At 74.8% G+C, this 23603-nt stretch carries 19 protein-coding genes; 6 read left to right on the forward strand and 13 right to left on the reverse strand.

Translation table 11 applies throughout. From position 1 onward, the window contains the following. Positions 1-21 precede the first annotated feature (21 nt). The 9 genes from D1J60_RS05455 to D1J60_RS05495 form a co-directional block, all read right to left on the reverse strand. Positions 22-1437, reverse strand: a complete 1416-nt coding sequence (locus tag D1J60_RS05455; RefSeq protein ID WP_125820347.1) for an amidase — start codon at positions 1435-1437, stop codon at positions 22-24. A 104-nt stretch (positions 1438-1541) separates the two neighbouring features. Then, positions 1542-1784 (reverse strand): DUF6213 family protein, encoded by a 243-nt coding sequence (locus D1J60_RS05460; RefSeq protein WP_125601454.1) that lies wholly within the window; start codon positions 1782-1784, stop codon positions 1542-1544. Positions 1785-1821: 37 nt separating this feature from the next. After that, a complete protein-coding gene (locus D1J60_RS05465; RefSeq protein WP_125820348.1) occupies positions 1822-2244 on the reverse strand; it encodes a CBS domain-containing protein in 423 nt (140 codons plus the stop codon). Between the two features lie 93 nt (positions 2245-2337). Next, positions 2338-3375 carry a pyridoxal-phosphate dependent enzyme gene (locus D1J60_RS05470; protein WP_125820349.1) on the reverse strand — a complete coding sequence of 346 codons (1038 nt, stop codon included), beginning with the start codon at positions 3373-3375 and terminating at the stop codon, positions 2338-2340. After that, positions 3296-4348 (reverse strand): GHMP kinase, encoded by a 1053-nt coding sequence (locus D1J60_RS05475; protein ID WP_125820350.1) that lies wholly within the window; start codon positions 4346-4348, stop codon positions 3296-3298. The genes D1J60_RS05470 and D1J60_RS05475 overlap by 80 nt, the downstream gene beginning before the upstream one ends. Further along, entirely contained in the window at positions 4345-5205 is an 861-nt protein-coding gene (locus tag D1J60_RS05480; RefSeq protein ID WP_125820351.1) for a DUF364 domain-containing protein, read from the reverse strand. The genes D1J60_RS05475 and D1J60_RS05480 overlap by 4 nt, the downstream gene beginning before the upstream one ends. A gap of 10 nt (positions 5206-5215) precedes the next feature. Then, positions 5216-6004: an ABC transporter ATP-binding protein gene (locus D1J60_RS05485; RefSeq protein ID WP_125820352.1), complete on the reverse strand. Its 789-nt coding sequence runs from the start codon at positions 6002-6004 to the stop codon at positions 5216-5218. After that, complete coding sequence (locus D1J60_RS05490; protein WP_347147183.1) at positions 6001-7365, reverse strand: iron ABC transporter permease; 1365 nt, start codon at positions 7363-7365, stop codon at positions 6001-6003. The genes D1J60_RS05485 and D1J60_RS05490 overlap by 4 nt, the downstream gene beginning before the upstream one ends. Then, a complete protein-coding gene (locus tag D1J60_RS05495; RefSeq protein WP_125820353.1) occupies positions 7355-8389 on the reverse strand; it encodes an ABC transporter substrate-binding protein in 1035 nt (344 codons plus the stop codon). Before D1J60_RS05495 ends, D1J60_RS05490 begins: the two co-directional genes overlap by 11 nt. Positions 8390-8540: 151 nt before the next feature. Between D1J60_RS05495 and D1J60_RS05500 the strand changes: the two genes are divergently transcribed. The 5 genes from D1J60_RS05500 to D1J60_RS05520 all read left to right on the forward strand — a co-directional run bounded on the left by D1J60_RS05500 (position 8541) and on the right by D1J60_RS05520 (position 13164). Continuing rightward, the gene (locus D1J60_RS05500; protein WP_125820354.1) at positions 8541-9809 is read left to right on the forward strand and encodes an MFS transporter; all 1269 of its coding nucleotides are present in this window, start codon (positions 8541-8543) and stop codon (positions 9807-9809) included. A gap of 93 nt (positions 9810-9902) precedes the next feature. Then, positions 9903-10631: a TetR-like C-terminal domain-containing protein gene (locus tag D1J60_RS05505; protein ID WP_125820355.1), complete on the forward strand. Its 729-nt coding sequence runs from the start codon at positions 9903-9905 to the stop codon at positions 10629-10631. Positions 10632-10672: 41 nt separating this feature from the next. Beyond that, entirely contained in the window at positions 10673-11827 is a 1155-nt protein-coding gene (locus D1J60_RS05510; protein WP_125820356.1) for an MAB_1171c family putative transporter, read from the forward strand. A gap of 306 nt (positions 11828-12133) precedes the next feature. Then, a complete protein-coding gene (locus tag D1J60_RS05515) occupies positions 12134-12595 on the forward strand; it encodes a helix-turn-helix domain-containing protein (protein WP_125604513.1) in 462 nt (153 codons plus the stop codon). Then, complete coding sequence (locus D1J60_RS05520; protein WP_125604511.1) at positions 12592-13164, forward strand: toxin; 573 nt, start codon at positions 12592-12594, stop codon at positions 13162-13164. Before D1J60_RS05515 ends, D1J60_RS05520 begins: the two co-directional genes overlap by 4 nt. Positions 13165-13171: 7 nt before the next feature. Here D1J60_RS05520 and D1J60_RS05525 read toward each other — a convergent pair whose 3' ends face one another. After that, positions 13172-16558, reverse strand: coding sequence for an aminotransferase class I/II-fold pyridoxal phosphate-dependent enzyme (locus D1J60_RS05525; protein WP_125823885.1), 3387 nt, complete (start codon positions 16556-16558; stop codon positions 13172-13174). Next, positions 16555-17496, reverse strand: a complete 942-nt coding sequence (locus D1J60_RS05530; RefSeq protein WP_125820357.1) for an NAD-dependent epimerase/dehydratase family protein — start codon at positions 17494-17496, stop codon at positions 16555-16557. Before D1J60_RS05530 ends, D1J60_RS05525 begins: the two co-directional genes overlap by 4 nt. A 263-nt stretch (positions 17497-17759) precedes the next feature. On the opposite strand from D1J60_RS05530, the gene D1J60_RS05535 reads away from it, so the two are divergent. Next, on the forward strand, positions 17760-20141 hold the full coding sequence (locus D1J60_RS05535) for an excinuclease ABC subunit UvrA (protein WP_125820358.1): 2382 nt from the start codon (positions 17760-17762) through the stop codon (positions 20139-20141). A 300-nt stretch (positions 20142-20441) separates the two neighbouring features. Here D1J60_RS05535 and recQ read toward each other — a convergent pair whose 3' ends face one another. Further along, on the reverse strand, positions 20442-22451 hold the full coding sequence (gene recQ, locus D1J60_RS05540; RefSeq protein ID WP_125820359.1) for a DNA helicase RecQ: 2010 nt from the start codon (positions 22449-22451) through the stop codon (positions 20442-20444). Between the two features lie 9 nt (positions 22452-22460). Next, positions 22461-23600 (reverse strand): DUF1152 domain-containing protein, encoded by a 1140-nt coding sequence (locus D1J60_RS05545; RefSeq protein WP_125820360.1) that lies wholly within the window; start codon positions 23598-23600, stop codon positions 22461-22463. Between the last annotated feature and the right edge of the window lie 3 nt (positions 23601-23603).

Consider the following 23603-nt stretch of genomic DNA (forward strand, 5'->3'; position numbering starts at 1 on the left):
ACCCTGCACATCGGCCTCGCGTCACCGGTCCTGGATGCGCCGGAAGGGGTGCTCCGCCTCCAGTTGGAAGGCGATCTCCAGCAGGGTGCGTTCGGCGCCGGGGCGGGCGGAGAACATGACGCCCACGGGCAGGCCGTCCGGCGTGCCGCCCGGCGCGGGGAGTGAGAGCGAGGGGGTGCCGACGACGTTGTCCACCGGCGTGAAGGCCACGTAGGCGAGGATCCGCTCGATCAGCGCCGGGTAGGGAACGGCCGGGCTGAGGTGGCCGATCGGCGGGGTGGTGTGGGCGAGCACGGGGGTGAGGACGAGGTCGAGCCCGCGGAAGGCGGCCGCGTACGCCTCCTTGGTGCGCCGCAGCCTGCGCAGCACCGCGGGGGTGCGCCGCCAGTTCTCCAGGTAGGTCTCGCGCAGCCCCCGGCTGAGGGCGTCCATGCGGTTGCGGTCGAAGTCCGGGCCGAGGGTGCGGCCCGTGACGCCGATGAGGAACGACAGCATGCCCCAGTAGGTGAGGAAGTCGTCGGTGAAGGCGGGGTCGATGGCCATCTCCACCGGCTCGACGGTGTGCCCGAGCCCCTGGAGCAGGGCCGCCGTCCGTTCGACGGCCTGCCGGGTGGCGTCGTCGGAGCGGACGCCGTTCGGCGAGTCCGCGAGGAAGCCGATGCGCAGCCTCTGCCCCGAGGGGCCCTCGGCCAGGCCGACGGGCGGCAGCGCGGGGTTGCGCCAGTACGTCTCCGCGGCGGCGAGGAAGGCGGCGGCGTCGCGTACGGAGCGGCTCACGACTCCGTCGCAGACCAGGTCGAGCGGGAGCCTGCGGCTCTGGTCGTTCGGCACGACCCGGCCGCGGGTCGGCTTGAGGCCGACGAGTCCACAGCAGGCGGCGGGAATCCGGATCGAGCCGCCGCCGTCGTTGGCGTGCGCGAGGGGCACCGCTCCGGCGGCGACGAGGGCCGCCGCGCCGCCCGAGGAGCCGCCGGCGGAGCGGTCCGTGTGCCAGGGGTTGCGGACGGGTTCGGCGTCCTCGTACTCGGTGCTCGGGCTGAAGCCGAACTCGGGCAGCCGGGTCTTGCCGAGCACCGTGACGCCGCTGCTCAGCAGCTGCCGGGCGAAGGGCGCGTGCCGGCGGGCCGGGCCGGGCCGGAAGGCGGTGCTGCCGTGGCCGGTGGGCAGGCCCCGGTAGTCGGTGTTGTCCTTGACGAAGGTGGGCACGCCCGCGAAGGCGCCGGCCGCCGCCGGGGAGGGGTCGGGGGTGTCCGCGTACGCCTGGACCGCGTGGAGCCGGTCCTCGACGGCGCGGACCCGTTCCCGCGCGTCCCGGGCGGCCTCGGCGGCCGAGACCTCTCCCCGGCGGATCGCCGCGGCGAGGCCGACGGCGTCGTGCTCGCCCAGGGCGTCGTCCCGGAACGCGTGCACCCTGGTCCGGTCGTCGAAAGTGGTCACCGCTGATCAGCCCCCGCCCTGTGAGTGGTCGCCCGCCATCATTGCCTACCGAGAAGTAACACGGGAGGGGTTCCACGGGGTTCGGCGCGGGGAACGGCGTGGGATCACCGGTCCGGGTCCTCCTCGGGGGCCGGCAGGTAGGCGATGCACTCGACGTCGATCTGGTCCGCGAAGGCCATCAGGACGCCGGCCAGGCCGAGGGTGGTCTTCGGGTCGAGCGGGACCTCGCCGTGGTAGACGACGTACAGCCACTCCCCCGCGAGGTTCCGCAGCAGGCCGGTGACCTCGTCGGCGGGGATCAGCACCCCGCCGTCCGGTACGGAGACCAGGGGGATGGACGCGTTCACGGCGGCGCCGTCCTCGCTCCGCTGCGGATGGCGGGCCTCAGCTTCCGGGTTCGGCGGCCGCGATGGCGGCGAGGGCGGAGCCGGGATCGCTCTCGACGGCGAGGTCGCCCAGGGTGACGACGCCCACCAGCTCGCCCTCCTCCGTCTGCACGGGCAGCCGGCGCAGCGCGTTGCGGCGCATGAGGGCGACGGCGTGGTGGACGTCGTCGCCGGGCCGGACGGTGAGCGGGTCGGTGGTGCAGACGGCGTGCACGGTCGTCTCGGCCGGGTCCCGGTTCTCGGCCATGCCCCGGATGACCAGGTCCCGGTCGGTCACGATGCCGAGGAGCCGTCCCCCGTCGACGACGAGGACGTCCCCGATGTCCGCGTCCCGCATCACCCGCGCGGCTTCCGCCAGCGAGGTCGGCTTCTCTACGGTCACCGGGTTCGAGGTCATCACCTCGTGGACGCTCCGGGTCATGGGTCCTCCCGCTGTGCGAGCCGCTCCTGCAGACCGCCTACCCGCCACGGCGGCCGGTACGCCCCCGGGGCCGGCGCGCCGCGGCGGGATCCCCTACCGCGAGGGCGACCGGCACGCGCTGATCCCCCGCGGGTCCGGCCGGCGGTTCCACCGCATGCGCGACCACGGCAGGCACAGCTCGCCCGTGGCGGTGACCTCGCGCGGTACGAGGCCGTCGACGGGGACGGCCTCGCGGTGGCGGGCGTAGACGGAGTCCACGTAGCGGTGCCCGGTGTCGGCCGCGACGAAGACGACGGTCCGTTCCGGGGCGCGCCCGCGTTCGTGACGGGCCGCCAGGTAGCCGGCTCCGGTGGACAGCCCCGCGAAGACGGCGTGCCGACGCAGCAGGTCGACCCCGCCGGCGAGGGCCGCGTCGAAGGAGATCCAGTGCAGGGTGTCGTACAGCTCGTGGGCCACGTTGCCGAAGGGGATGGAGCTGCCGATGCCCGCGATGATGATCTCGGGGTCGCCGACGTGCTCCGCGCCGAAGGTGACGCTGCCGTACGGCTGTACGCCGACCAGTTCCACGTCCGCGCTGCCGCCCGGCCCCGCGCGCAGGTAGCGGGCGAGGGCGCCGGTGGAGGCCCCCGAGCCGACCCCGCCGACGAGGGTGAGGGGCCCGTCGCCGACCGCCCCGCGGATCCGGTCGGCGACGGCCCGGTAGCCGAGGTAGTGGACGTCGTCGTGGTACTGGCGCATCCAGTGGTACTCGGGGTGTTCGGCGAGGATCTCGTGGATCCGCTCGACCCGCCGCTTCTGGTCGAGCTTGAGGTCGTCGCACGGCTCCATCCGCTCCAGCGTCGCGCCGAGCACGGCGAGCTGGACGCCGAGCGTGCGGTCCACGGTCGTCGAGCCGACGATGTGGCAGCGCATGCCGTACCGGTGGCAGGCCAGGGCGAGGGCGTACGCGTAGATCCCGCTGGAGCTGTCCAGCAGGGTGTCGCCGCGCCGCACGGCGCCGGTGTCCAGCAGGTGGCGCACCGCCGCGAGGGCGGAGACCGCCTTCATCGTCTCAAAGCGCAGGCAGACGAGCCGGTCGTCGAGCCGTACCAGGTCGGGCCGGCCGACCGCCTCCGCGATGTGCTGGTCCATGGGGGATCTCCTCGGTGGTGGTGAAGGTCCGGGTGGCGGGGATGCCGTGCGCGTCCAGGGCGCGCAGGCAGGAGCGCACGCGGCGGCGCAGGCCGGGCGCGGCCGGGTCGAACAGCAGGCCGGCCACGGCCCCGCTGTGCGCGATCTGCACGCCCGCCGCCCCGACCCGCCGGGCGACGGCGGTGAGGGCGTCGAACTCCGGGTGGGCCAGCACGCGCTGGCCGATCCGGGCGCTGGCGGTGGCGACCTCGCCGAGCAGTCGGACGTCGCCCGTGGCCACCGCCCGTCGCAGCAGGGCGCGCAGCCGCTCGTACGCCCGCACCTCGTCCGCGCCGGCCTCGGCGGGCGGGCGTACGGGCAGGGACAGGGTGTCGACGGGCGCGCCGCCGCCGAGGAGGCAGCCCACCACGACCAGCGGCGGCAGGGCCGGGCCGAGGACCTCCAGGACGCGGCCCTCGCGCTGGGCGAAGAGCACCGGCCGGCCGTCCAGCATCAGCGGGTCGCAGGCCGTCTCGGCGCGGACGGCCAGCCGGGCGACCGTGTCGGGCGGCAGCCGCAGCCCGTACCCGTCGGCGACGGCGCGCACGGCGGCGATCACGTCGCTGGTGGAGCTGCCCATGCCCAGGCCCACCGGGACGCCCCCGCTGAGCCGCAGCTCACCGCCGCAGGGCGGGCGTCCGGTGCGCCGCGCGCACTCGGCGACCGCGAGGGCGGCGGCCCGCGCGGCCTTGGTCCGGCCCGCGGGCACGACGCCGAGCGCCTCGGGGCCGGTGCCGGGCCGGGGCTGGAAGCGGGCGCGGCCGGCGGGGCCGGCCAGGGGGAGGGTGACCAGGCCCGCGCAGCGGCGTCCGGTGCCGTCGAGGAAGACGCCCTGGAGGATCTCGCCGTGGTGGCAGGGGGCGCGCCCGGTGCCGGCGCGGGGACCACCGGGGGCGGCGGCGCGGGCGGGGGCGGTGCGGGCGCCGGGGATCATGCGCGGTCCCCCGTCCGGTAGCGGTACAGGACGGTCTCCCCGGCGCTGAACTGCGAGAAGGGAAACGGTTCTGCGGACAGGGCCGTCACCCCTGCCCCGAGGAAGGCGCGGGCCACCGCGCTGCCGCTCTGCGCGTAGACGACCAGCGGGACGCCGCGGGCCCGGCAGCGTTCCAGGACGGTGTCGAACGAGCCGTTGCCGAGGGTCATCCCGGTGGCGACGACGGCGTCGGCGCGCTCCAGCACCTCGTGCATGTCGTCGGTGACCGGGTCGCCCCACTGGGTCGTCTTCAGGTTGAAGTCGCAGGGCAGCGGTTCGCCCCCGCGCTCGCGGATCGCCGCGACCAGCGGGTTGACCACGCCGATCAGGCCGACCGAAGCGCCCCGCTCGATGCCGAGCAGCCCCGCGATGGCGGCGTCCCGGGCCCGGGCCCGGACCTCCGGGGTGCCGGCGGGCAGGACGACGGGCTCGGCCTCGCCCGCGGCCGCGGCGGCGGTGTGCGGGCGTACGGCGCCGAGGTAGGCGTCGAGCGCGGCGATCCGCAGCGGACGAGGGGCCTCGCGCAGCAGGACGTCGAGCGGGGCGCCGGAGTGGTCGCGGCAGACCGCCGGGTCGATCTGCCCGGCCTCGAAGGCACAGCCGCCGAAGGAGGCGCCGAGGCGGACGAGGACGTACTGGTTGAGGTAGGTGGTGTCGCCGCCGGCCAGCCGGGTGCCGTGGTGGATCCAGAAGACGCTGGTGGCCGTGAGCGCGGAGGGGAGCGGCCCGTGGGCTCCGGCGAGGACGGCCTCGGCGAGGGAGTCGACGGTGCGGGAGGTTCCGGGGGTGCCGGGGGTGCCGGTGGTGGTGCTGTGCACGGGTGTCCTTTCAGGGGGCGGGTCGGGGCGTCGCGGGCAGCGGGCCCCGGTAGCCGACGGCGGGGTGGCCGAGGGCGTCGGTGGTGAGTTCGGCGTCCACCTCGAAGACCTCGGCGAGCCGCTCGCGGGTCAGTACGGCGGCGGGGGTGCCCGAGGCGGTCAGGCGGCCGTGGTGCAGGAGCAGCAGCCGGTCGCAGTAGCGGGCGGCGAGCGAGAGGTCGTGCAGGGCGACCAGGACGGTCCGGCCGGTACCGGTGAGCAGTTGCATCAGTTCCAGCTGGTGGCGCACGTCGAGGTGGTTGGTGGGTTCGTCCAGGAGCAGCCCGTACGGCTGCTGGGCCAGCGCGCGGGCGATGTGGGCGCGTTGCCGTTCGCCGCCCGACAGGGCCCGCCAGGAGCGGCCGGCGAGCGCGGTGAGCCCGACGCGTTCCAGCGCGGCGGCGACCACCGCCCGGTCGTGGGCGCCGGGTCCGCGCCAGCGGTCGCGGAACGGGGTCCGGCCGAGGCCGACCACGTCGGCGACCGTCAGATCGCTGTCGGCGGCCGCGTCCTGGCAGACGAAGGCGACGTGCCGGGCGGTCCGGCGGGCACTCCAGTCCCGTACGCACGCGCCGTCGTAGCGGACGGTTCCGGCGTCGGGCACGCGCAGCCCGGCGAGGCAGCGCAGCAGCGAGGACTTTCCGGAGCCGTTGGGGCCCAGCAGGCCGACCGTCTCGCCGGGTGCGACGTCCAGGCTGACGCCGCGCACGACGGGCGTGCCCGCCACCGACCAGCTCAGCCCTTCGGCGGTGATCCTCACAGCTCCCCCCTCCTGCGCAGGACGAGGAGGAAGAGCGGGACGCCGAGCAGGGCGGTGATCACGCCGACGGGCACCTCGCGGGGCGCGAAGGCGATCCGGGCCAGCGCGTCCGTCCACACCAGGAACACCGCCCCCGCGAGGGCCGCGTACGGCAGCAGCACCCGGTGCCGCGGGCCGGCGAGGAACCGCACCCCGTGGGGGACGATCAGCCCGACGAAGCCGATGGCGCCGACGGTGGCCACGGCCACGGCGGTCAGCGCGGCGGTGACCACGAGCAGCAGCAGGCGGGTGCGCCGTACGGCGATGCCGAGGGAGGCGGCGGTGTCGCCGCCGAAGGCGAGCCCGTCGAGGGCGTGGGAGCACAGCCAGGTGGCGGCCAGGCCCAGCGGGGTGACGAGCGCGCAGACCGCGACGGTGTCCCACCGGGCCGGCGCCATCGAGCCGAGCAGCCAGTGGGTGACGGCCCGTGTGGTGTCCGCGTCCGCCGAGGCCATCAGGACGAGCGAGGTCAGCGCGGTGAAGAGCTGGCCGACGACCACGCCGGTGAGCACGATGCGGACCGAGTCCAGCCCGGTGCGCCGGAGCAGCAGCAGGAGCGCCCCGAAGGCGAGCAGCGCTCCGGCGAGTGCCCCGCCGGTGACGCCGAGCGCGCCCGCGCCCACGCCGAGCACGACGACGGTGACGGCTCCCGCCGAGGCGCCCGAGGAGACGCCCAGCAGGTAGGGGTCGGCCAGGGCGTTGCGGGTGACGGCCTGGAGGACCGCCCCGCAGACGGCGAGCGAGGCGCCCACGAGGGCCGCCATCAGCACGCGCGGCAGCCGCAGGTCCCAGACGAGGGAGTCCAGCAGCGGGGGCAGCGGCTCCACGGCCAGCCCGGTCCGGGCCCCGAACGCCCGGCCGAGGCCGTCCCAGCCGACGTCGGCGGTACCGGTGCGCACGGCCGCCGCCAGCGAGCCGGCCAACAGGGCGGCGGCACCGAGGACGCGGAACACCCGGACCGTACGCCCCCCGCGCCCCGGCGGCCCGGCCCCCCAGCCCCGCAACCGGGTGCCGCCGGACCGGGACCCGGTCCAGGAGCCGGAGCCGCGCTCCGTGCGGGCCCCGGAGCCGGGGCCCGCGCCGGAGGCGTCCGGGGCCGTGCGGTCGCGCGCCGACGGGAGCAGCAGGTCGGTCCCGGGCCCGGGGTTCGCCTCTGCGCCGGGGCCCGCGCCGGAGGCGTCCGGCATCGTGCGGTCGCGCGCCGACGGGAGCAGCAGGTCGGTCCCGGGCCCGGGGTTCGCCTCTGCGCCGGGTTCCGCGCCGGGGGCACCCGGCAGGAGGCGCGCGGGGGCGATGCCGCGCGGGGCGGGGTCAGCGGGCACGGCCGAGGTCCTTCAGCCCGGCGGCCAGCAGCCCGAGGGCGTGCACCGACCGTACGGAGGGGTCCAGTTCGATGCCCGGCACCTCGATGATCCGGCCGTCGCGGACCGCGCCCAGCCGGGACACCACCGGGTGCCGCGCCATCACGGCGCGCTTCTCGGCGGCGCTGTCGCCGGGCCGCCCGCGCTCCGAGAGGTCGCCGATCACGATGAAGTCCGGGTCGCGCTCGGCCACTTCCTCCCAGGACACTTCGGGCCAGTCCCCGTCGACGTCGTCGAAGGCGTTGCGCGCGCCGACGATCCGGCTCATCTCGCTGGGCAGTCCGCTCTTCCCGGCCACGTACGGCATGCCGTTGAAGACGGAGTAGAGGTAGACCACGGTCGGCCGGTCCGCGCCCCGGGAGGCCTCGGCGCCGGTCTCCGCGGCCTTGGCGACGGCGGCGCGCTGCTCGGCGGCCAGCCTGCCCGCGCGCTCCTCGGCGCCGAAGACGCGGCCGAGGTTCTCGTAGTCGGAGAAGAGCAGTTCGAAGGGGGACTTCCCGGCCGGGTTCCGGTCCGGGCAGTCCACGGCGCTGACGAACGCGGGCACCTTGAGGGCCGCCAGCTCCTCGCGGGTTCCGGCGCGGTCCGCGGTGAAGAGGTCGGCGGATCCGGCGACGACGAAGTCGGGCAGGGCGGCGCGCAGTTGCTCGCCGGTGGCGATCTTGGGGGCGATGACCGGGATTCCGGCGTAGGCGGCCTCGTACTGCGGGGGGACCTTCGTCTTGAGGTTGGCGGTCCCCGCCATCCGGTCCTGGAGGCCCAGTTCGAGGAGGGTCTCGGTGGAGGCCTGGTCCAGGGCGACGGCCCGTTTCGGGGGCGCGGTGACGGTCAGCGGCGTGCCGCAGCTGGTGACGGAGGCCGCCGCGGCGGCGCCGGGGGCTGCGGCCGCTCCGGAACCGCCGCCGCCCGCCGTGGAGCAGCCGGCGGTGGCCAGGGCGAGGGTCGCGAGGGTCAGGGCGAGGGCGGATCGGACGGGGTGGCGCATGGGTTCTCCGGTCGGGGAGGCGGGGCGGGCGTTGTCGTGCACCGGGCAGAAGTGCCGCGATGGAAGGGTACTGTAATGGCAATCATTTTCATTAACCACCTCGGGGGCGGTTCGCCGAACCGCCTCCCCACCCGCCAGGAGCACCCTCACCGTGGCCACCACACCCGCCCCGACCGCCGCCAAGTCCCCCTCCCCTCCCCCGCGTTCGATCCTGCGCGACCCCGCCTTCCTGCGCCTGTGGGCGGGCACCACCGCCTCGGGCCTCGCGACCTGGGCCCTGCCCTTCGTCCTCGGCCTCGCCGTGCTCCACCGCGACCTCGGAGCCGCCGGACTCGGCCTGGTCCTCGCCGCGCGCACCGCCGGATTCCTCGCCGCCGTGGCCGTGGGCGGCGTCCTGGCCGACCGGCACGCGCGCCGCGCGGTCGTCCTGTGGTCGGCCCTCGCGGCGGGTGCGGCCGCGCCCCTGCTCGCCGCCGGGCTGGGCCGCTCCCTCGTGCTCATGACGGCCGCCGCCGCCCTCGCCGGTGCCGGACAGGGCGCCTGCCGCCCGGCGTTCCAGGCGCTCGTCGCCGAGACCGTCGAACCGGAGCGGCGGCAGCGGGCCAACGCCGCCATGACCCTCGCGGTACGCGCCTGCACGCTCGCCGGCCCCGCCCTGACGGCACTGCTCGCCGCCTTCCTCGACGTCCGGACACTGCTCCTCGGCATCGGACTGCTCTGGCTGGTCGCCGCGCTCGTCCCCGCCCGGGGCGCGGGTCCGGCCGCACCGGCCGCGGCGGCGGGTCCCGCGCCGCGGGCCGGCTTCCGCGCCGAGTTCCTGGAGGGCATACGCGAGGCGCGCCGGCACCCCTGGTTCCTCGCCGGTCTCGCCGCCCTCGTCTGCGTGATCTCGCTCGGCTACTCCGCGACCAGCGTCGCCCTCCCGCTGATCAGCCGGGACCGCTACGGCACCGAGTGGGTGCTGGCCGCGGCCATGACCGCCTACACGGTCGGCGCGCTCGCCGGTGCGCTGCTCATGGCCCGGTGGCGGCCGCGCTCGCAGGGCTGGGCCGCCTTCGCCGGGCTGGCGGCGTACGGCTTCGCGCCGCTGAGCCTGGTCCTGCCCGTGCACCCGGCGCTCGTCGTCGCCGCGTACGCCGTCGCCGGGACGGGCATAGAGCTGTTCAACGTGCCCTGGTTCACGGCCACCCAGCGCGAGGTGGCCCCGGACAGGCTGGCCCGCGTGTCCTCGCTGGACTTCCTCGTGTCCTACGGCCTGGCCCCCGTCGGCCTGGCCCTGATCGCCCCGGCCGTCACCGCCTTCGGGGTCACCCCCGTCCTGACGGCCTGTGCCGCCGCCTGCTTCCTCGTACCGGCGGCGGCCGCCCTCGTCCCCACCGCCCGCCACTTCGCCCGCACGGCGCCGGCGGCACGGGACTGACCGGAGCGGGCGGTGGCCTGAACCGGGCGCCCGGCGGGGGCGTCGTACCGGCCGCGCTCACGGCCGCCGGCCCCCGGCCGGTACGGTTCCGGCATGGACGTTTCCGCAAAGAGTTCGAATCCCGAACGCACGGGCCGGGCGGCCCGGATCCTGGACGCCGCGCGGGCGCAGCTGGCGAAGGTGGGGGCCGCGGGGCTGTCCCCGGAGGGCGTCGCGCTCGAGGGCGGCCTCGCCGTCACCGACGTGGAAGCGGTCTTCCCGCACCGGGACGACCTGTTGACCGCCCTGGTCATCGACGCGTACGACGCGTCCGGCGCCGCGATGGAGCGGGCCGACGCCGAGGCGGCGGCCGCGGGGGCGCCGGCGGGCGCGCGGCTGCTCGCGGCCGCACGGGCGCTGCGGCGGTGGTCGTTCGAGAACCCGGCCGAGTTCACCCTCATCTACGGTTCGCCCGTGCCCGGGTACCACGCGCCGCAGGACACGGTCCCGCCCGCCTCCCGTACGCCCGCCGTACTCGCCGGGGTCATCCGCTCGGCCCTGGAGGCCGGTGAACTCACCCCGCCCCGGCGGACGCCGCCCGCCCGCCGGCTGCTGCTGCCCGAGGCCGTGGCGGCCTTCGGCGGCGTGCCCGGTGCCCCGTTCTCGGACGTCATCGAGCGCGGCATCGTCCTGTGGAGCAGCCTGATCGGCCTCCTGGTCTTCCAGGTCTTCAGCCGCACCCACGACAGCGTCAGCGACGAGGCCGCCTTCTTCGACTACGCGATCGCGGTGGCGGCCGAGGGCGTCGGACTCGACGTCCCGCTGACCGAGAAGACCGCCTGACCCGTCCGTCCCCTACGCGGCACCCGCAGAAAATCCAGGACGTGAACACCACCAGAACCCTCTGCTTCGTCATAGCGGCGCTGTCGTCGTACGCGGCGCTCGTCTACCGCCTGTGCCAGGCGCGCCGCAGCTGGCGGGACAGCGCCTACCGCGCGCTGATCACCACCCTCCTGCTCCAGTGCCTGACCTTCACGATGGGCGCCGTCGCCATGGGCGGCGGCAGCGTCCTCGGCGTCGGCAACCTCGCCATCCTCCTCATGCACCTGGCGGCGGTGGCCTTCTGCGTCAGCTCGCAGATCATCCTGCTGAAGTGGGCGGACGCCGACGAGGAGGCACTGCGCAGGGCGCGCTGGTGGACCGTCACCGGCTTCGCCCTGAACGTGCTGCTCGTCGCGCTGTTCCTGCTCGCCGACGGCACGAACCGGCCGTCCTCCGACTTCGACACGGGCAGCGGCCAGCCGCTGGTGCTCACGTACCTGCTGGCCTTCATCGTGTCGCAGGCCGTTCCCTGCGTCACGATCTTCCGCCAGTGCGGCCCCTACGCCGAGATGACCGACAACGCCTCGCTGCGGCAGGCACTGCGCATGCTGCGCGTCGCCGCCGTGGTCCTGTTCCTGTACTGCTCGGCGAGGACGGTCAACATCCTGACGTCGGCCGCGGGGATCGACATCGGGGTCTGGAAGCTCGCCTCGAACGTCTTCAGCGCGGCGGGCATCGTGATCCTGTCGCTGAGCCTGACCAACTCCTCCTGGGGCCCCTCGGCCACCCGGCTGCTGGACTGGGCGCGCAGCTACCGGTCCTACCGGGCGCTGTACCCGCTGTGGCGGGACCTGTACGAGTCCTCCCCGGACATCGCGCTGGAGCCGCCGGGCGCCTCGGTCTCCGAGATGGACTACCGGCTGCACCGCCGGGTCGTGGAGATACGCGACGGGTGGCGGGATCTGCGCCCCTACATCGACCGCACCGCCCCCGGTTCCACAGGGCCCGGCAAGGACGCCAGCGAGGAGCTGCGGCAGGCGTTCACGGAAGCGGCGCAGATCAAGCAGGCCCTGCTGGCGAAGCGGAACGGCACCGTCCCTCAGGACAGCAAGGACGACGGCGATTTCGACGACCGCGACACCGACAACTTCACGGCGGAGGTCGCATGGCTCACCAAAGTGGCGGCCGCCTACAGTAAGCTCGGCACCGCGAGTTGAAGCTCCCGCCCGGTTTGCATCCCCCGTCAAACCGGGCGGGCAGCTCCCCCGTTACCCCCCGTCTCCGCACGGGGCGGGACGGGCGGTTCACCGCCCGGACTGGCCCGGCCCATCCCCCGAGGGCCGGGCCAGTCCGTTTTTCACCGGCAAGCCAACCGACAAACCCCCGTGAGTCGAGTTAACTGCCAGCTATCGGCGAGACCCAACGTTGGCGGAGTCCAGCCCAATTGTCAACTGACCGCTAATCTGTGAAACTGACGTATAGCCAAGGGCTATACCGAGGAGGTGACGGGAGGAAGGATCACCATGACCGACACCGAGACCGAGGCCGATGACCGGCCCCTGCTCGCGACGCGCCTCGACGACCTCTTCAAGACCGTCCGCCCCAAGGGCAAGCACTGGACGAACGCCGAGGTGGCGGAGGAACTGAAGCGGGCCAACCCCGAACTCAAGGTCGGCGGTGTCTACCTGTCCCAGCTGCGGACCGGCAAGCGGTCCAACCCCTCCCCCGACCTCCTGGCCGCCCTCGCCCGCTTCTTCGGCGTCTCGGTCGCCTACTTCTTCGACGACAAGGTCGCCGAGTCCGTGCTCAGCCAGGTGGCCGCCATCGAGGCGCTGCGCCAGTCCGGCGTCCGCGCCGTGGCGATGCGGGCGGCCGGCATGAAGAAGGAGAACCTCGCCGCCATCACGGCCATCATGGACCAGTACCGGCAGCTACAGGGCCTTCCCCCGGTCACCGACTCCGGCGACCCCGGCGACCCCGAATGAGGGGCGCCTGGAAGGAGCGGGCCGCCGACCACGACCGCCGCAGCCGGCTGAAGAAGCTGCGCAAGGCCGGGGCACGCAGGCTCGCCGAACTCGACCTCCCCGAGGCCCCCGACGTCGCCGAGCTCTGCCGCCACCTCGGCGAGGTCCGCGACCGCCCGATCATCCTGGTCCCGATGCAGATGCCCTCGTCGCACCCGTGCGGCATGTGGGTCGCCGCCCGCGACGAGGACCTGATCTTCTACGACGCCAACACCACCAGCGCGCATCAGGAGCACATCATCTTGCACGAGCTGGGTCACATCATCTGCTGCCACCGCGGGGCCGGCGGACTGGACGAGGCGGCGGCCCGCCTCCTGTTCCCCGACCTCGACCCCGACATCGTGCGCGACATGCTCCTGCGCGCGACCTACGACGACGTCCAGGAGCAGGAGGCGGAGATCATCGCCTACCTGCTCTCGCAGCGCATGGGCGGCGCCGAACAGCCGCACGGCACCGACCCGGACGCGCAGGAGGGCGACGCCCCCGCCAAGAGCGCCACCCTCAGCCGCATCGAACGCACCCTGATCTGAGATGGGCCTACCCGGCGGCACCTCCCCCGGCGGACGCCACCTCCCCGGCCAGCAGGGCGACGGCACGCCTGATGTCGTCCTCGCGGTGCTCGCTGGTGATGAAGAACCGCAGCCGCGAGAGCCCCTCCTCCACCGCCGGGTGGAAGATGGGGTCGGCGATCACGCCCCGCTCGAAGAGGCCGTGCGCGACCCGCAGGGTCTTCGCCGAGTCCCCGAGGATGCACGGCACGATCGGGGTGCCTCCGCTGGAGCCCGTCGACAGCCCCGCCGCCCTGGCGAGGTCCAGGAAGAGCGCCGAGTTGCGCCGCAACGCCCGCACCCGCTCCGGCTGCGCCGTCATCAAAGCGGTGGCGGCCAGGGCGGCCGCCGCGTTGGCCGGTGTCAGGCCGACGCTGTAGACGAAGCCGGGGAGCGTGTGGCGCAGCCAGCGCACCATCCGGGCCGAGCCGCCGAGGTAACCGCCGCAGCCGGCGAAGGCCTTGGAGAGGGTGCCCATCCACAGGTCCACGTCGCGGCGGTCGACGCCGTGGAACTCGCCGACGCCCCGGCCGCGTTCGCCGACGGTGCCGATGCTGTGCGCCTCGTCCACCATCAGCAGGGCGCCGTAGCGCTTCTTCAGTTCGATCACGGCGGGCAGGTCGACGAGGTCCCCGTCCATGCTGTACGCGCCCTCGACGGCGATCAGGACCCTGCGGAACCGGGACCGGTTGAGCCTCAGCATCCGCTCCAGCTCGGCCGTGTCGTTGTGGGCGAAGGGGCGGCGGGCGGCACCCGAGAGGGCGCAGCCCTGGAGGATGCTGTCGTGGGCGAGCGCGTCGTGGACCACCAGGTCGCCGGGGCCCACGAGGTGGCCTATGGCGGTGACGTTGGTGGCGTGGCCGCTGACCAGGGTGAGGCAGTCCTCCACGCCGAGGAACTCGGCGAGGGCCCGCTCCAGCCGGACGGTCAGGTCGCGTTCGCCGGAGAGCACCCGGCTCGCCGAGACGGAGGTCCCGTACCGGTCCACCGCCTCGTGCACGGCCGCGTTGACCGCCGGATGGCCGGACAGGCCGAGGTAGTTGTAGCTGCCGAAGGACAGGTACGGGCGGCCGCCGATCACGGTGGTGTCGGTGATGGTGCCCTCGTGGACCCGGAAGTACGGGTACCCGGCCGGGCTGCCCGTGACCGCGTCCAGCCGCTCCTCGAAGCGGGCCACCTCGGGGAACTCGTCGACCCGTGCGGAGTCGGGGCTCCACTGCGGCGGTCCGCCCAGAAGTATCGTTTCCGCAGCCCTCGCGGGGACCGCCGGGAGCACCGGCGCGTCCCGGTCCCCCTCTCCGGCCGCGACGGCGATCAGCCGGCCGATGGTGAGGCCCGGCGTGAACAGCTCCTCGGCACGGAAGCCCGGGATCCGCTTGCCGATGCTGACCTCCAGTTCCTGGAGCATGAGGGAGTCGAAGCCGAGGTCGGTGACCAGCGACATGCCCGTGGCCAGGTCGGACAGCGGGAAGACACCGGCCCGCGACACCTCCTCCAGCACGACCGTGGCGACGGACTCCGCGCCCGGGCGGGCCGCCGCGGCCACGGCCGGCCGCTCCGCCGCCCACGCGTCCCCGGGCCCGTCCGGCCCGGCCGCCTCGCGGGCCGCCTCGTCCACGGCCCAGTGCCGGCGCGGGGCGAGCGGGCTCGGCGGCAGCGTGCACGGCGCTCCCCGCGGCCCGGGCACCGCGGGCCGCTCCGCCCCGGGGTCCTGCGTACGCCCCGCCTCCACCCCGGCGGCGGCCTCCGTCAGCCGCGCCACGGCGTCGGCGGCGTCCTCCACCACCACGGTCAGGCGTTCCCCGAGCGGAGCCCGGCGGGCCAGGGTGTCCGCCACCGCGGCCGGCTCCGGCCGGTCCTCGGCGATCACCGCGGCCAGCTCCCGGGCGTGCCGGGCCAGCCCCGCCCGGTCGCGGGCGGTGAGCACCAGCACGTGCGGCCCCTCCCCCCGCGCGGCGGGCACGGCCGGGCCGGGGGCCTGCTCCACCACCATGTGGACGCCGGTACCGCCGAAGCCGAAGGCGCTCACCCCGGCCCGCCGCGGCCCGCCCGTCTCCGGCCAGCGGACCGGAGCCGTCGGGACGGTCAGCCGCGCGGAGTCCAGCAGGGCGGCGTCGGCCGCCTCGAACTCCGGCTGGGGCGGGATCACTCCCCGGTGCACGGCGAGCACCGACTTGACGAGCCCCGCCATGCCGGCGGAGTTCAGCGAGTGGCCGACCACCGCCTTCACCGCCCCGAGACGGGCCGGGCGGGCGTCCGGGCCGCGCAGCTCGCGCAGGACGTCGAGCTCGACGGGGTCGCCGACCGTGGTGCCGGTGCCGTGCGCCTCCAGGTAGTCCACCGCGCCCGGTGCCAGGCCGGCGTCCCGGTAGGCGCGGCGCAGGGCGCGCAGCTGACCGGCGGCCTGGGGGTGCATCCCGCCCTGCACGGTCCCGTCGTTGGCCGTGCCGATGCCCCGGATCACCGCGTACACGCGGTCGCCGGCGGCCAGGGCGTCGGACAGGGGCCGCAGCACCAGGATCCCGGCGCCCTCCCCGAGGACGAACCCGTCGGCCTTCGCCCCGAAGGGCAGGCAGCGGCCGCTGCGCGAGATCGCCCCGATCCGGCACAGGCCCACCAGCAGGTCGGGGGTCAGCACCAGCTGGGCGCCGCCCGCCAGCGCGATGCGGGTGCGGCCGGCGCGCAGCGCGTACACGGCGTTGGCCACGGCCATGAGGCCGCCGGAGCAGGCGGAGTCCAGGGCGTAGCTCTCGCCGTGCAGGTCGAAGACCGAGCTGATGGTGTTCGGCCCCATGTTGAGCAGGAGCCCGGCGGCGGAGGTGCCGTGCAGGCCGTCGACCGCGCGGACCGTCTCCTGCCAGCGCGGGTCGGCCGCCCGCGCCCCGAACTCGCCGCCGGCCAGCTGGCGCATGCGCAGCCGCATGGTGCTGAGCTGGCGGTAGCCGCTTTCGGTGAGGGCGGTGATGACCGAGGTCTCCTCGCGGTCGAAGCCGTCGACCTCCCACCCCGCGTCCTGGACCGCCTCGCGGGCGAGGTCGATCAGCAGCCGGTGCTGGGGGTCCATGGCCCTGGCCCGGCGCGGCGGGATGCCGTAGTGCGCGGCGTCGAACCGGTCCACGTCCGGCAGCAGGGCCATGGTGTCGGTGTAGGCGGCGGAGGTGTCGCGGAAGTCGTCGCTGAGGAAGGCGGCGGCGCGCCACCGCGAGTCGGGTATGCGGGAGAACTGCGGCTGCGGGTCCGTCAGGAGCCGCCAGTACTGGTTGACGTCGCGGGCGCCGGGGAACCGGCACGCCATGCCGACGACGGCGACGTCGTCGCGCGTCACCGGGGCGGCTGGGGCCGCAAAGGGCCGGTCCGGCGGGTTCGGCGGGGTCATCGGCCGGCTGCCAGGCGCTCGCGCCACCACGCCACGGTCGCCTTGACCTGCTCGTCGACCGGGGTGGCCCGGACACCGAACGCGGTCTCCCAGGCGCTCGCGTCGACGACGAAGGGGCGGTCGAACTGGTAGCGGATCTCCTTGAGTTCGCGCAGCAGCGGGGAGAACAGTCCGCCGACGGCCAGGACGGCGGGGGGCAGAGCGCGGACCGCGACCGGTCCGGTGCCCGCCTCGTCGGCCAGCCGGCGGGTCATCTCGCGGACGGAGAGCGCCGGTCCGGTCGGCGCGTGCCAGGCCCGGCCCCAGGCGCGCTCGTCGCCCGCGGCCTCGGCCAGGGCCCGGGCCACGTCGGGGAGGTAGGTCCAGCTGTGCGGGGCGTCCGGGTCGCCGAGGGTGGAGACCGGCTTACCGCGCAGCAGCGGGGGCAGCACGCGGGCGGCCAGGTGCCCGCCGTCGGTGACGCCGGGTCCGAAGAAGTCCGAGGCCCGCACCTCGACGGCCTTGAGGCGGCCCTGTTCGTGCAGGGCGCGCGCCCGCTCCCAGACGGCCGCGCGGACCCGCCCCTTGGGGCCGGTCGCCGCGAGCGGCAGGTCCTCCGTCATGGGGACGTCCACGGGGCCGTACCCGTAGAGGTTGCCGAGCATGACCAGGACGGCACCGGTGGCCTCGGCGGCCGTGCACAACGACGCGGCCAGCGCGGGCCATTCGGCGGCCCAGCGGTGGTAGGGCGGGGACGCGCAGTTGTAGAGGGCGACGGCGTCCCGCGCGACCTCGGTCAGCCGGCCGCTGTCGCGGGCGTCCAGTGCGACGTGCTCGATGCCGGGCTCCGGGGCCCGGCCCGAGGCGGTGACGACCTTGACTGAGTGGCCCCGTTCGGCGAGCAGCCGAGCGGTGGCGGCCCCGGCGGGCCCGAAACCTATGACGACATGAGAGTTCACGTACGCACAGTAGCGCGGGGGGTACCGGTCCCCGGTAAGGCACCCTCGGGTCGCACCGGCCCGTTTGGCTGGAAGACGCCCGGTGGTTTGCGCCGGTCAGGAGGGCTTTGCGCAGTGGAACGGCCGCCGGGCGGCGGGCGGGGCACGGCGGACGGATCAGGATTCGAGAAGCGCCGGACCCCGGACCCCGCATAGCGTGGCTGCCGTACGGGTGCGGTGGTCACGCCGCACGGCCCGGAGCGAGCGATGGAGACACGAAGAGCATGGCCAAGAGGACGGACACGGGGTCGCCCGCGCCCCACATCGCCGACAGCCACGGTCTGATCCGCGTGCACGGCGCGCGCGTGAACAACCTGAAGGACGTCGCGATCGAGATCCCCAAGCGCCGGCTGACGGTGTTCACGGGCGTCTCCGGGTCGGGGAAGAGCTCACTGGTGTTCGACACGATCGCCGCCGAGTCCCAGCGGATGATCAACGAGACCTACAGCGCCTTCGTCCAGGGCTTCATGCCCACGCAGGCACGGCCCGACGCCGACGTGCTCGAAGGGCTGACGACGGCGATCATCGTCGACCAGCAGCGGATGGGCGCCGACCCCCGTTCCACGGTCGGCACCGCGACCGACGCCAACGCGATGCTGCGCATCCTCTTCAGCCGTCTCGGCGACCCGCACGTCGGCCCGCCCGCCGCGTACGCCTTCAACGTGCCCTCCGTGAGGGCGAGCGGGGCGATCACCGTCGAGAAGGGCGCCAAGAAGACGGTGAGGGCGACCTTCAACCGCACCGGCGGCATGTGCCCGCGCTGCGAGGGCCGCGGCAGCGTCTCCGACATCGACCTCACCCAGCTCTACGACGACTCCAAGTCCCTCAACGAGGGCGCCCTCACCATCCCCGGCTACAGCATGGACGGCTGGTACGGGCGGATCTTCGGCGGCTGCGGCTTCTTCGACCCGGACAAGCCGATCCGGGAGTTCACCAAGAGGGAACTGGCCGACCTCCTCCACAAGGAGCCGACCAAGATCAAGGTCGACGGCGTCAACCTCACCTACGAGGGACTGATCCCGAAGATCCAGAAGTCGATGCTGTCCAAGGACCTCGACGCGCTCCAGCCGCACATCCGGGCGTTCGTGGAACGGGCCACGACCTTCGCCACCTGTCCCGAGTGCGCAGGGACCCGGCTCACCGCGGAGGCCCGCTCCTCGAAGATCGGCGGGATCAGCATCGCGGACGCCTGTGCGATGCAGATCAGCGACCTGGCCGCATGGGTGCGCGGCCTGGAGGAGCCCTCGGTGGCGCCGCTGCTGGACAAGCTCCGGCACACCCTGGACTCCTTCGTGGAGATCGGCCTGGGCTACCTCGCGCTCGACCGCCCGGCGGGCACGCTCTCCGGCGGCGAGGCGCAGCGCGTCAAGATGGTCCGCCACCTGGGCTCGGCGCTCACCGACGTCACCTACGTCTTCGACGAGCCGACCACGGGTCTGCACCCCCACGACATCCAGCGGATGAACGGCCTGCTGCTGCGGCTGCGCGACAAGGGCAACACGGTGCTGGTCGTGGAGCACAAGCCGCAGACGATCGCGATCGCCGACCACGTCGTCGACCTCGGCCCCGGGGCGGGCACCGCGGGCGGCACGGTCTGCTTCGAGGGCACGGTGGAGGGGCTGCGGGCCTCCGGCACGGTCACCGGCCGTCACCTGGGCGACCGCACCGGCCTGAAGAAGACCGTACGGACTCCCTCGGGCGCCCTGGAGATCCGCGGGGCGGACGCGCACAACCTGCGGGCGGTCGACGTGGACGTCCCGCTCGGGGTGCTGGTGGTGGTCACCGGGGTCGCCGGCTCCGGCAAGAGCTCGCTGGTGCACGGCTCGATCCCGGCGGAGGAGGGCGTGGTCTCCGTCGGCCAGGGCCCGATCCGCGGCTCGCGCCGCAGCAACCCGGCGACGTACACGGGGCTGCTCGACCCGATCCGTTCGGCGTTCGCCAAGGCCAACGGGGTGAAGCCGGCCCTGTTCAGCGCCAATTCCGAGGGCGCCTGCCCAACCTGCAACGGGGCCGGCGTGGTCTTCACGGACCTCGGGATGATGGCGGGCGTCTCCTCCACCTGCGAGGACTGCGAGGGCAAGCGCTACCAGGCGTCGGTGCTGGACTACCGGTTCGGGGGCCGCGACATCAGCGAGGTGCTGGCGATGCCGGTGCGGGAGGCGCAGGAGTTCTTCGGTTCCGGCGAGGCCCGCGTCCCGGCCGCGCACCGCGTCCTGGACCGGCTCGCCGACGTCGGGCTGGGCTACCTCACCCTCGGCCAGCCGCTCACCACGCTGTCGGGCGGCGAGCGGCAGCGGCTGAAGCTGGCCACGCACATGGCGGACAAGGGCGGGGTCTACGTCCTGGACGAGCCGACGACGGGCCTGCACCTGGCGGACGTGGAGCAGCTGCTCGGGCTGCTGGACCGGCTGGTCGACTCCGGCAAGTCCGTGATCGTCGTCGAGCACCACCCGGCGGTCATGGCGCACGCGGACTGGATCATCGACCTCGGGCCGGGTGCCGGGCACGACGGCGGCCGGATCGTGTTCGAGGGCACGCCGGCCGACCTCGTCGCCGACGGCTCCACGCTCACCGCCGAGCACCTCGCGGCGTACGCCGGCGTCTGAGCGGCTCCCCCGGCGGCGCTTCCCGGACGGAACGCGGGCCGTCCGGGCACCGGTATCCCCACACCGGAGGCCGGACGGCCCGTGCTGTGCGAACGGAGACGGCACGCGCTCGCGTCGCCCGGTCCGTACCCCCACGGTGGGACCGTGCTCCGGTCGGCGTGCCGCCGGCCGTCGTCCGGCTCCGTCGCACCACCAGTCTGTGGCCGTCCGACTCCCCTGGGCGCACTTTCTGACGCGCCCTTTGCACAAGGAGACCGATCTTTGACGCGGGCCTGACGTTCCCGTTCCGGTTCGGTGGGGCTACTGCCAGTCGTCCCAGGGCGGGTCCTCGTCCAGGTCGAACGGCGGTTCGTCCTCGTGGGAGAGCGGGGGTTCCGCTTCGCCGGCGGGCGGGGCCCCGTGGGACGTGGTGGCCGTGGTCCCCGTGGCGGACGTGGTGGCGGTGGCGGCCTTGGTCGCGGTGAAGTCGGCCAGGGCCTCGATGACGCCCTCGCCGTACTTGGCGAGCTTGGCCTCGCCGACGCCTCCCACCCCGGACAGCTCCTCCACCGTGCCGGGCAGCAGCGTCGCGATCTCCCGCAGCGTGGCGTCGTGGAAGACGACGTACGCCGGGACGCCCTGCTCGCGGGCCGTCGCGGCCCGCCAGGCGCGCAGGGCGTCGAAGACCGGCACGGCCTCGGCGGGCAGGTCGACCGGGACCCGGGCGCTCTTGCCGGAGCGCGACCCGGAGTCCTTCTTCCGGGAGGCGGCCGGGGTCTTCTCCTTGCGCATCTGGACGGTGCGGCGCCCGCCCAGCACCTCGCCGCTCGCCTCCGTCAGCACGAGGGTGCCGTAGTCGCCCTCCACCGCCAGCAGTCCCAGCGCCAGCAGCTGGCGGACGACCCCGCGCCACTCGGCGGTGCTCAGGTCGGCGCCGACGCCGAACACCGACAGGGCGTCGTGGTCGAACTGGATGACCTTGGCGGTCTTCTTGCCCTGGAGGATGTCGATGATCTGCCCGGCACCGAACTTCTGGCGCCGCTCCCGCGCGAGGCGCCACACCGTGGACAGCAGCTTCTGCGCGGCGACCGTCCCGTCCCAGGACTCGGCGGGCGTCAGGCAGGTGTCGCAGTTGCCGCAGGGCTCGCCGGACTGCCCGAAGTACGCGAGCAGCCGGACCCGCCGGCAGTCGACGGTCTCGCACAGCGCCAGCATGGCGTCCAGGTGCGCGGCCAGGGAGCGGCGGTGGTTCTCGTCGCCCTCGGAGCCGTCGATGAGCTTGCGCTGCTGGACCACGTCCTGGAGGCCGTACGCGAGCCAGGCGGTGGCCGGCTCGCCGTCGCGGCCGGCGCGGCCGGTCTCCTGGTAGTAGCCCTCGACGGACTTGGGCAGGTCCAGGTGGGCCACGAAGCGGACGTCGGGCTTGTCGATGCCCATGCCGAAGGCGATCGTGGCCACCACCACGACGCCGTCCTCGCGCAGGAAGCGCGCCTGGTTCGCGGCGCGCGTGCGGGCGTCCATCCCGGCGTGGTAGGCCACGGCGTCGATGCCCTGCTCGACCAGGAAGGCCGCCGTCTTCTCCACCGAGGACCGCGACAGGCAGTAGACGACGCCGGCGTCCCCGTCGTGCTCGGCCCGGATCAGCTCCAGCAACTGTGCCAGCGGCTTGTCCTTGGCGACGATGCGGTACTGGATGTTCGGCCGGTCGAAGCTGGCGACGAAGTGCCGGGCGTCCTCCAGGCCCAGCCGTTTCGCGATCTCGGCGTGGGTGGTCTCGGTGGCGGTCGCGGTCAGGGCGATCCGCGGCACCTTCGGCCACCGCTCGTGCAGCATCGACAGGGCCAGGTAGTCCGGGCGGAAGTCGTGGCCCCACTGGGCGACGCAGTGCGCCTCGTCGATCGCGAACAGGGACACCTTGCCGCGGTCGAGCAGCCGCTGGGTGCCCTCGGTGCGCAGCCGCTCGGGGGCCAGGTAGAGCAGGTCCAGTCCGTCGGCGAGGAAGGCCTGCTCGACGGCCTGCCGCTCGTACGGGTCCTGGGTGGAGTTGAGGAACCCGGCCCGCACCCCGAGGGCGGTGAGCGCGTCCACCTGGTCCTGCATCAGCGCGATCAGCGGCGAGATGACGATGCCAGTGCCCTCTCTGACGAGCGCCGGGATCTGGTAGCAGAGCGACTTGCCGCCGCCGGTCGGCATCAGCACGAGGGCGTCGCCGCCCCCGGCGACCTGCTCGATGATCTGCTCCTGCTCGCCGCGGAAGGAGCTGTAGCCGAACACGCGGTGGAGTACCTGCAGGGAGTCCGAGATCTCGGGGGAAGCGTCCGAAAGAGCCATTCGAGAAGCCTAGCGGCCCCCGCCGACACCCCGTCCCGCCTGTGGACGGCCGGCGGCGGCACCCAGCCGCCACAGCGGCGCGGCCCGGCGGTCGCCCAGCGCGGCGAACAGGCGCCGGGCCTCCCCGGGGCCCAGGTCCAGCTCCTCGGTGATCCGGCGGGTGGTGGCGTACGCGATCCCCCGCGCCAGCGTCTCCCGCTCCCAGGCGGCGAAGCGGGCCAGGACGGCGGCGGGGTCCCGGTCCGGGCGCGGTGCGGGCGGGCCGGCGGGCAGGGCCGCGGCGCGGCGGCGTTCGCGTTCGATCTCCGAGAAGCCGCACACCGCGCGGGAGGCCTCCTCGGCCTCCGCCAGTGCGCCGGTGCCGGCCAGGGCGCGGGCGAGGGGGCTGAGGGAGAGGACCCGGTCCAGGGTGAGCCGGTGGACGGCGGCGGCCGAGGCGTCCAGGTGCACCGGCCGCGGGGCGTCCCGGGTGCCGCAGACCCCGCGCACCCCGCGGGCGGCGGCCACCAGCAGGGCGCTGGCCTCGGAGGGGTGCCAGTCGAAGACCCCGGCCACGACCGCGGTGTGCCCGGCGGTGAGGGTGAGGGCTGGTGCGCCGAGCCGGGGCAGCAGGTCGGGCGGGGGCACCTCGTTGTCGAGGCCGGGCCCGGCCACGTACACGCCGGTCGGCAGTCCCGTGGCCGCGCAGGCGGCGACGGCGAGGGCGTCGCCGAGCGGGCTGCGCAGGGTGGGCTCGTCGCCCCGGGCCACGATGTCGCCGCCCACGTCGACGAGGTCGATCCGCTCGGCGCGGCACCAGCGGGCGGCCGCCGCGATCTGGCGGGCGAGGCCGAGGGCGCCGCCGTAGGGGTCCAGCAGTCCCAGCCGCGGCCGCAGTTCGCCGGACAGCCGCGGCAGCAGGGAGCCGGCCGGGGCGACGGGCCGGGTCCCGGGGGTGACCAGGACGAGGTCCGGTGCGGCGGTCTCGGTGCCGTGGAAGTCGCCGGCGCTCCGGGGGCCCGGGACGGGGTCGACGACCAGCCGCTCCCAGGCGTAGGTCAGGACGAGGGCCGGGGTGTCCGCGCCGTGCAGGGCGGCGTGGACCATGGCGGCCGTGATGGCGTCGCCGCCGCCCCCGGCGGCGACGAGAAGTCTCCGTGTGTTCTCCATGGC

It is taken from the genome of Streptomyces sp. W1SF4 (assembly GCF_003950035.1).
GTDB classification, from domain to species: domain Bacteria; phylum Actinomycetota; class Actinomycetes; order Streptomycetales; family Streptomycetaceae; genus Streptomyces; species Streptomyces racemochromogenes.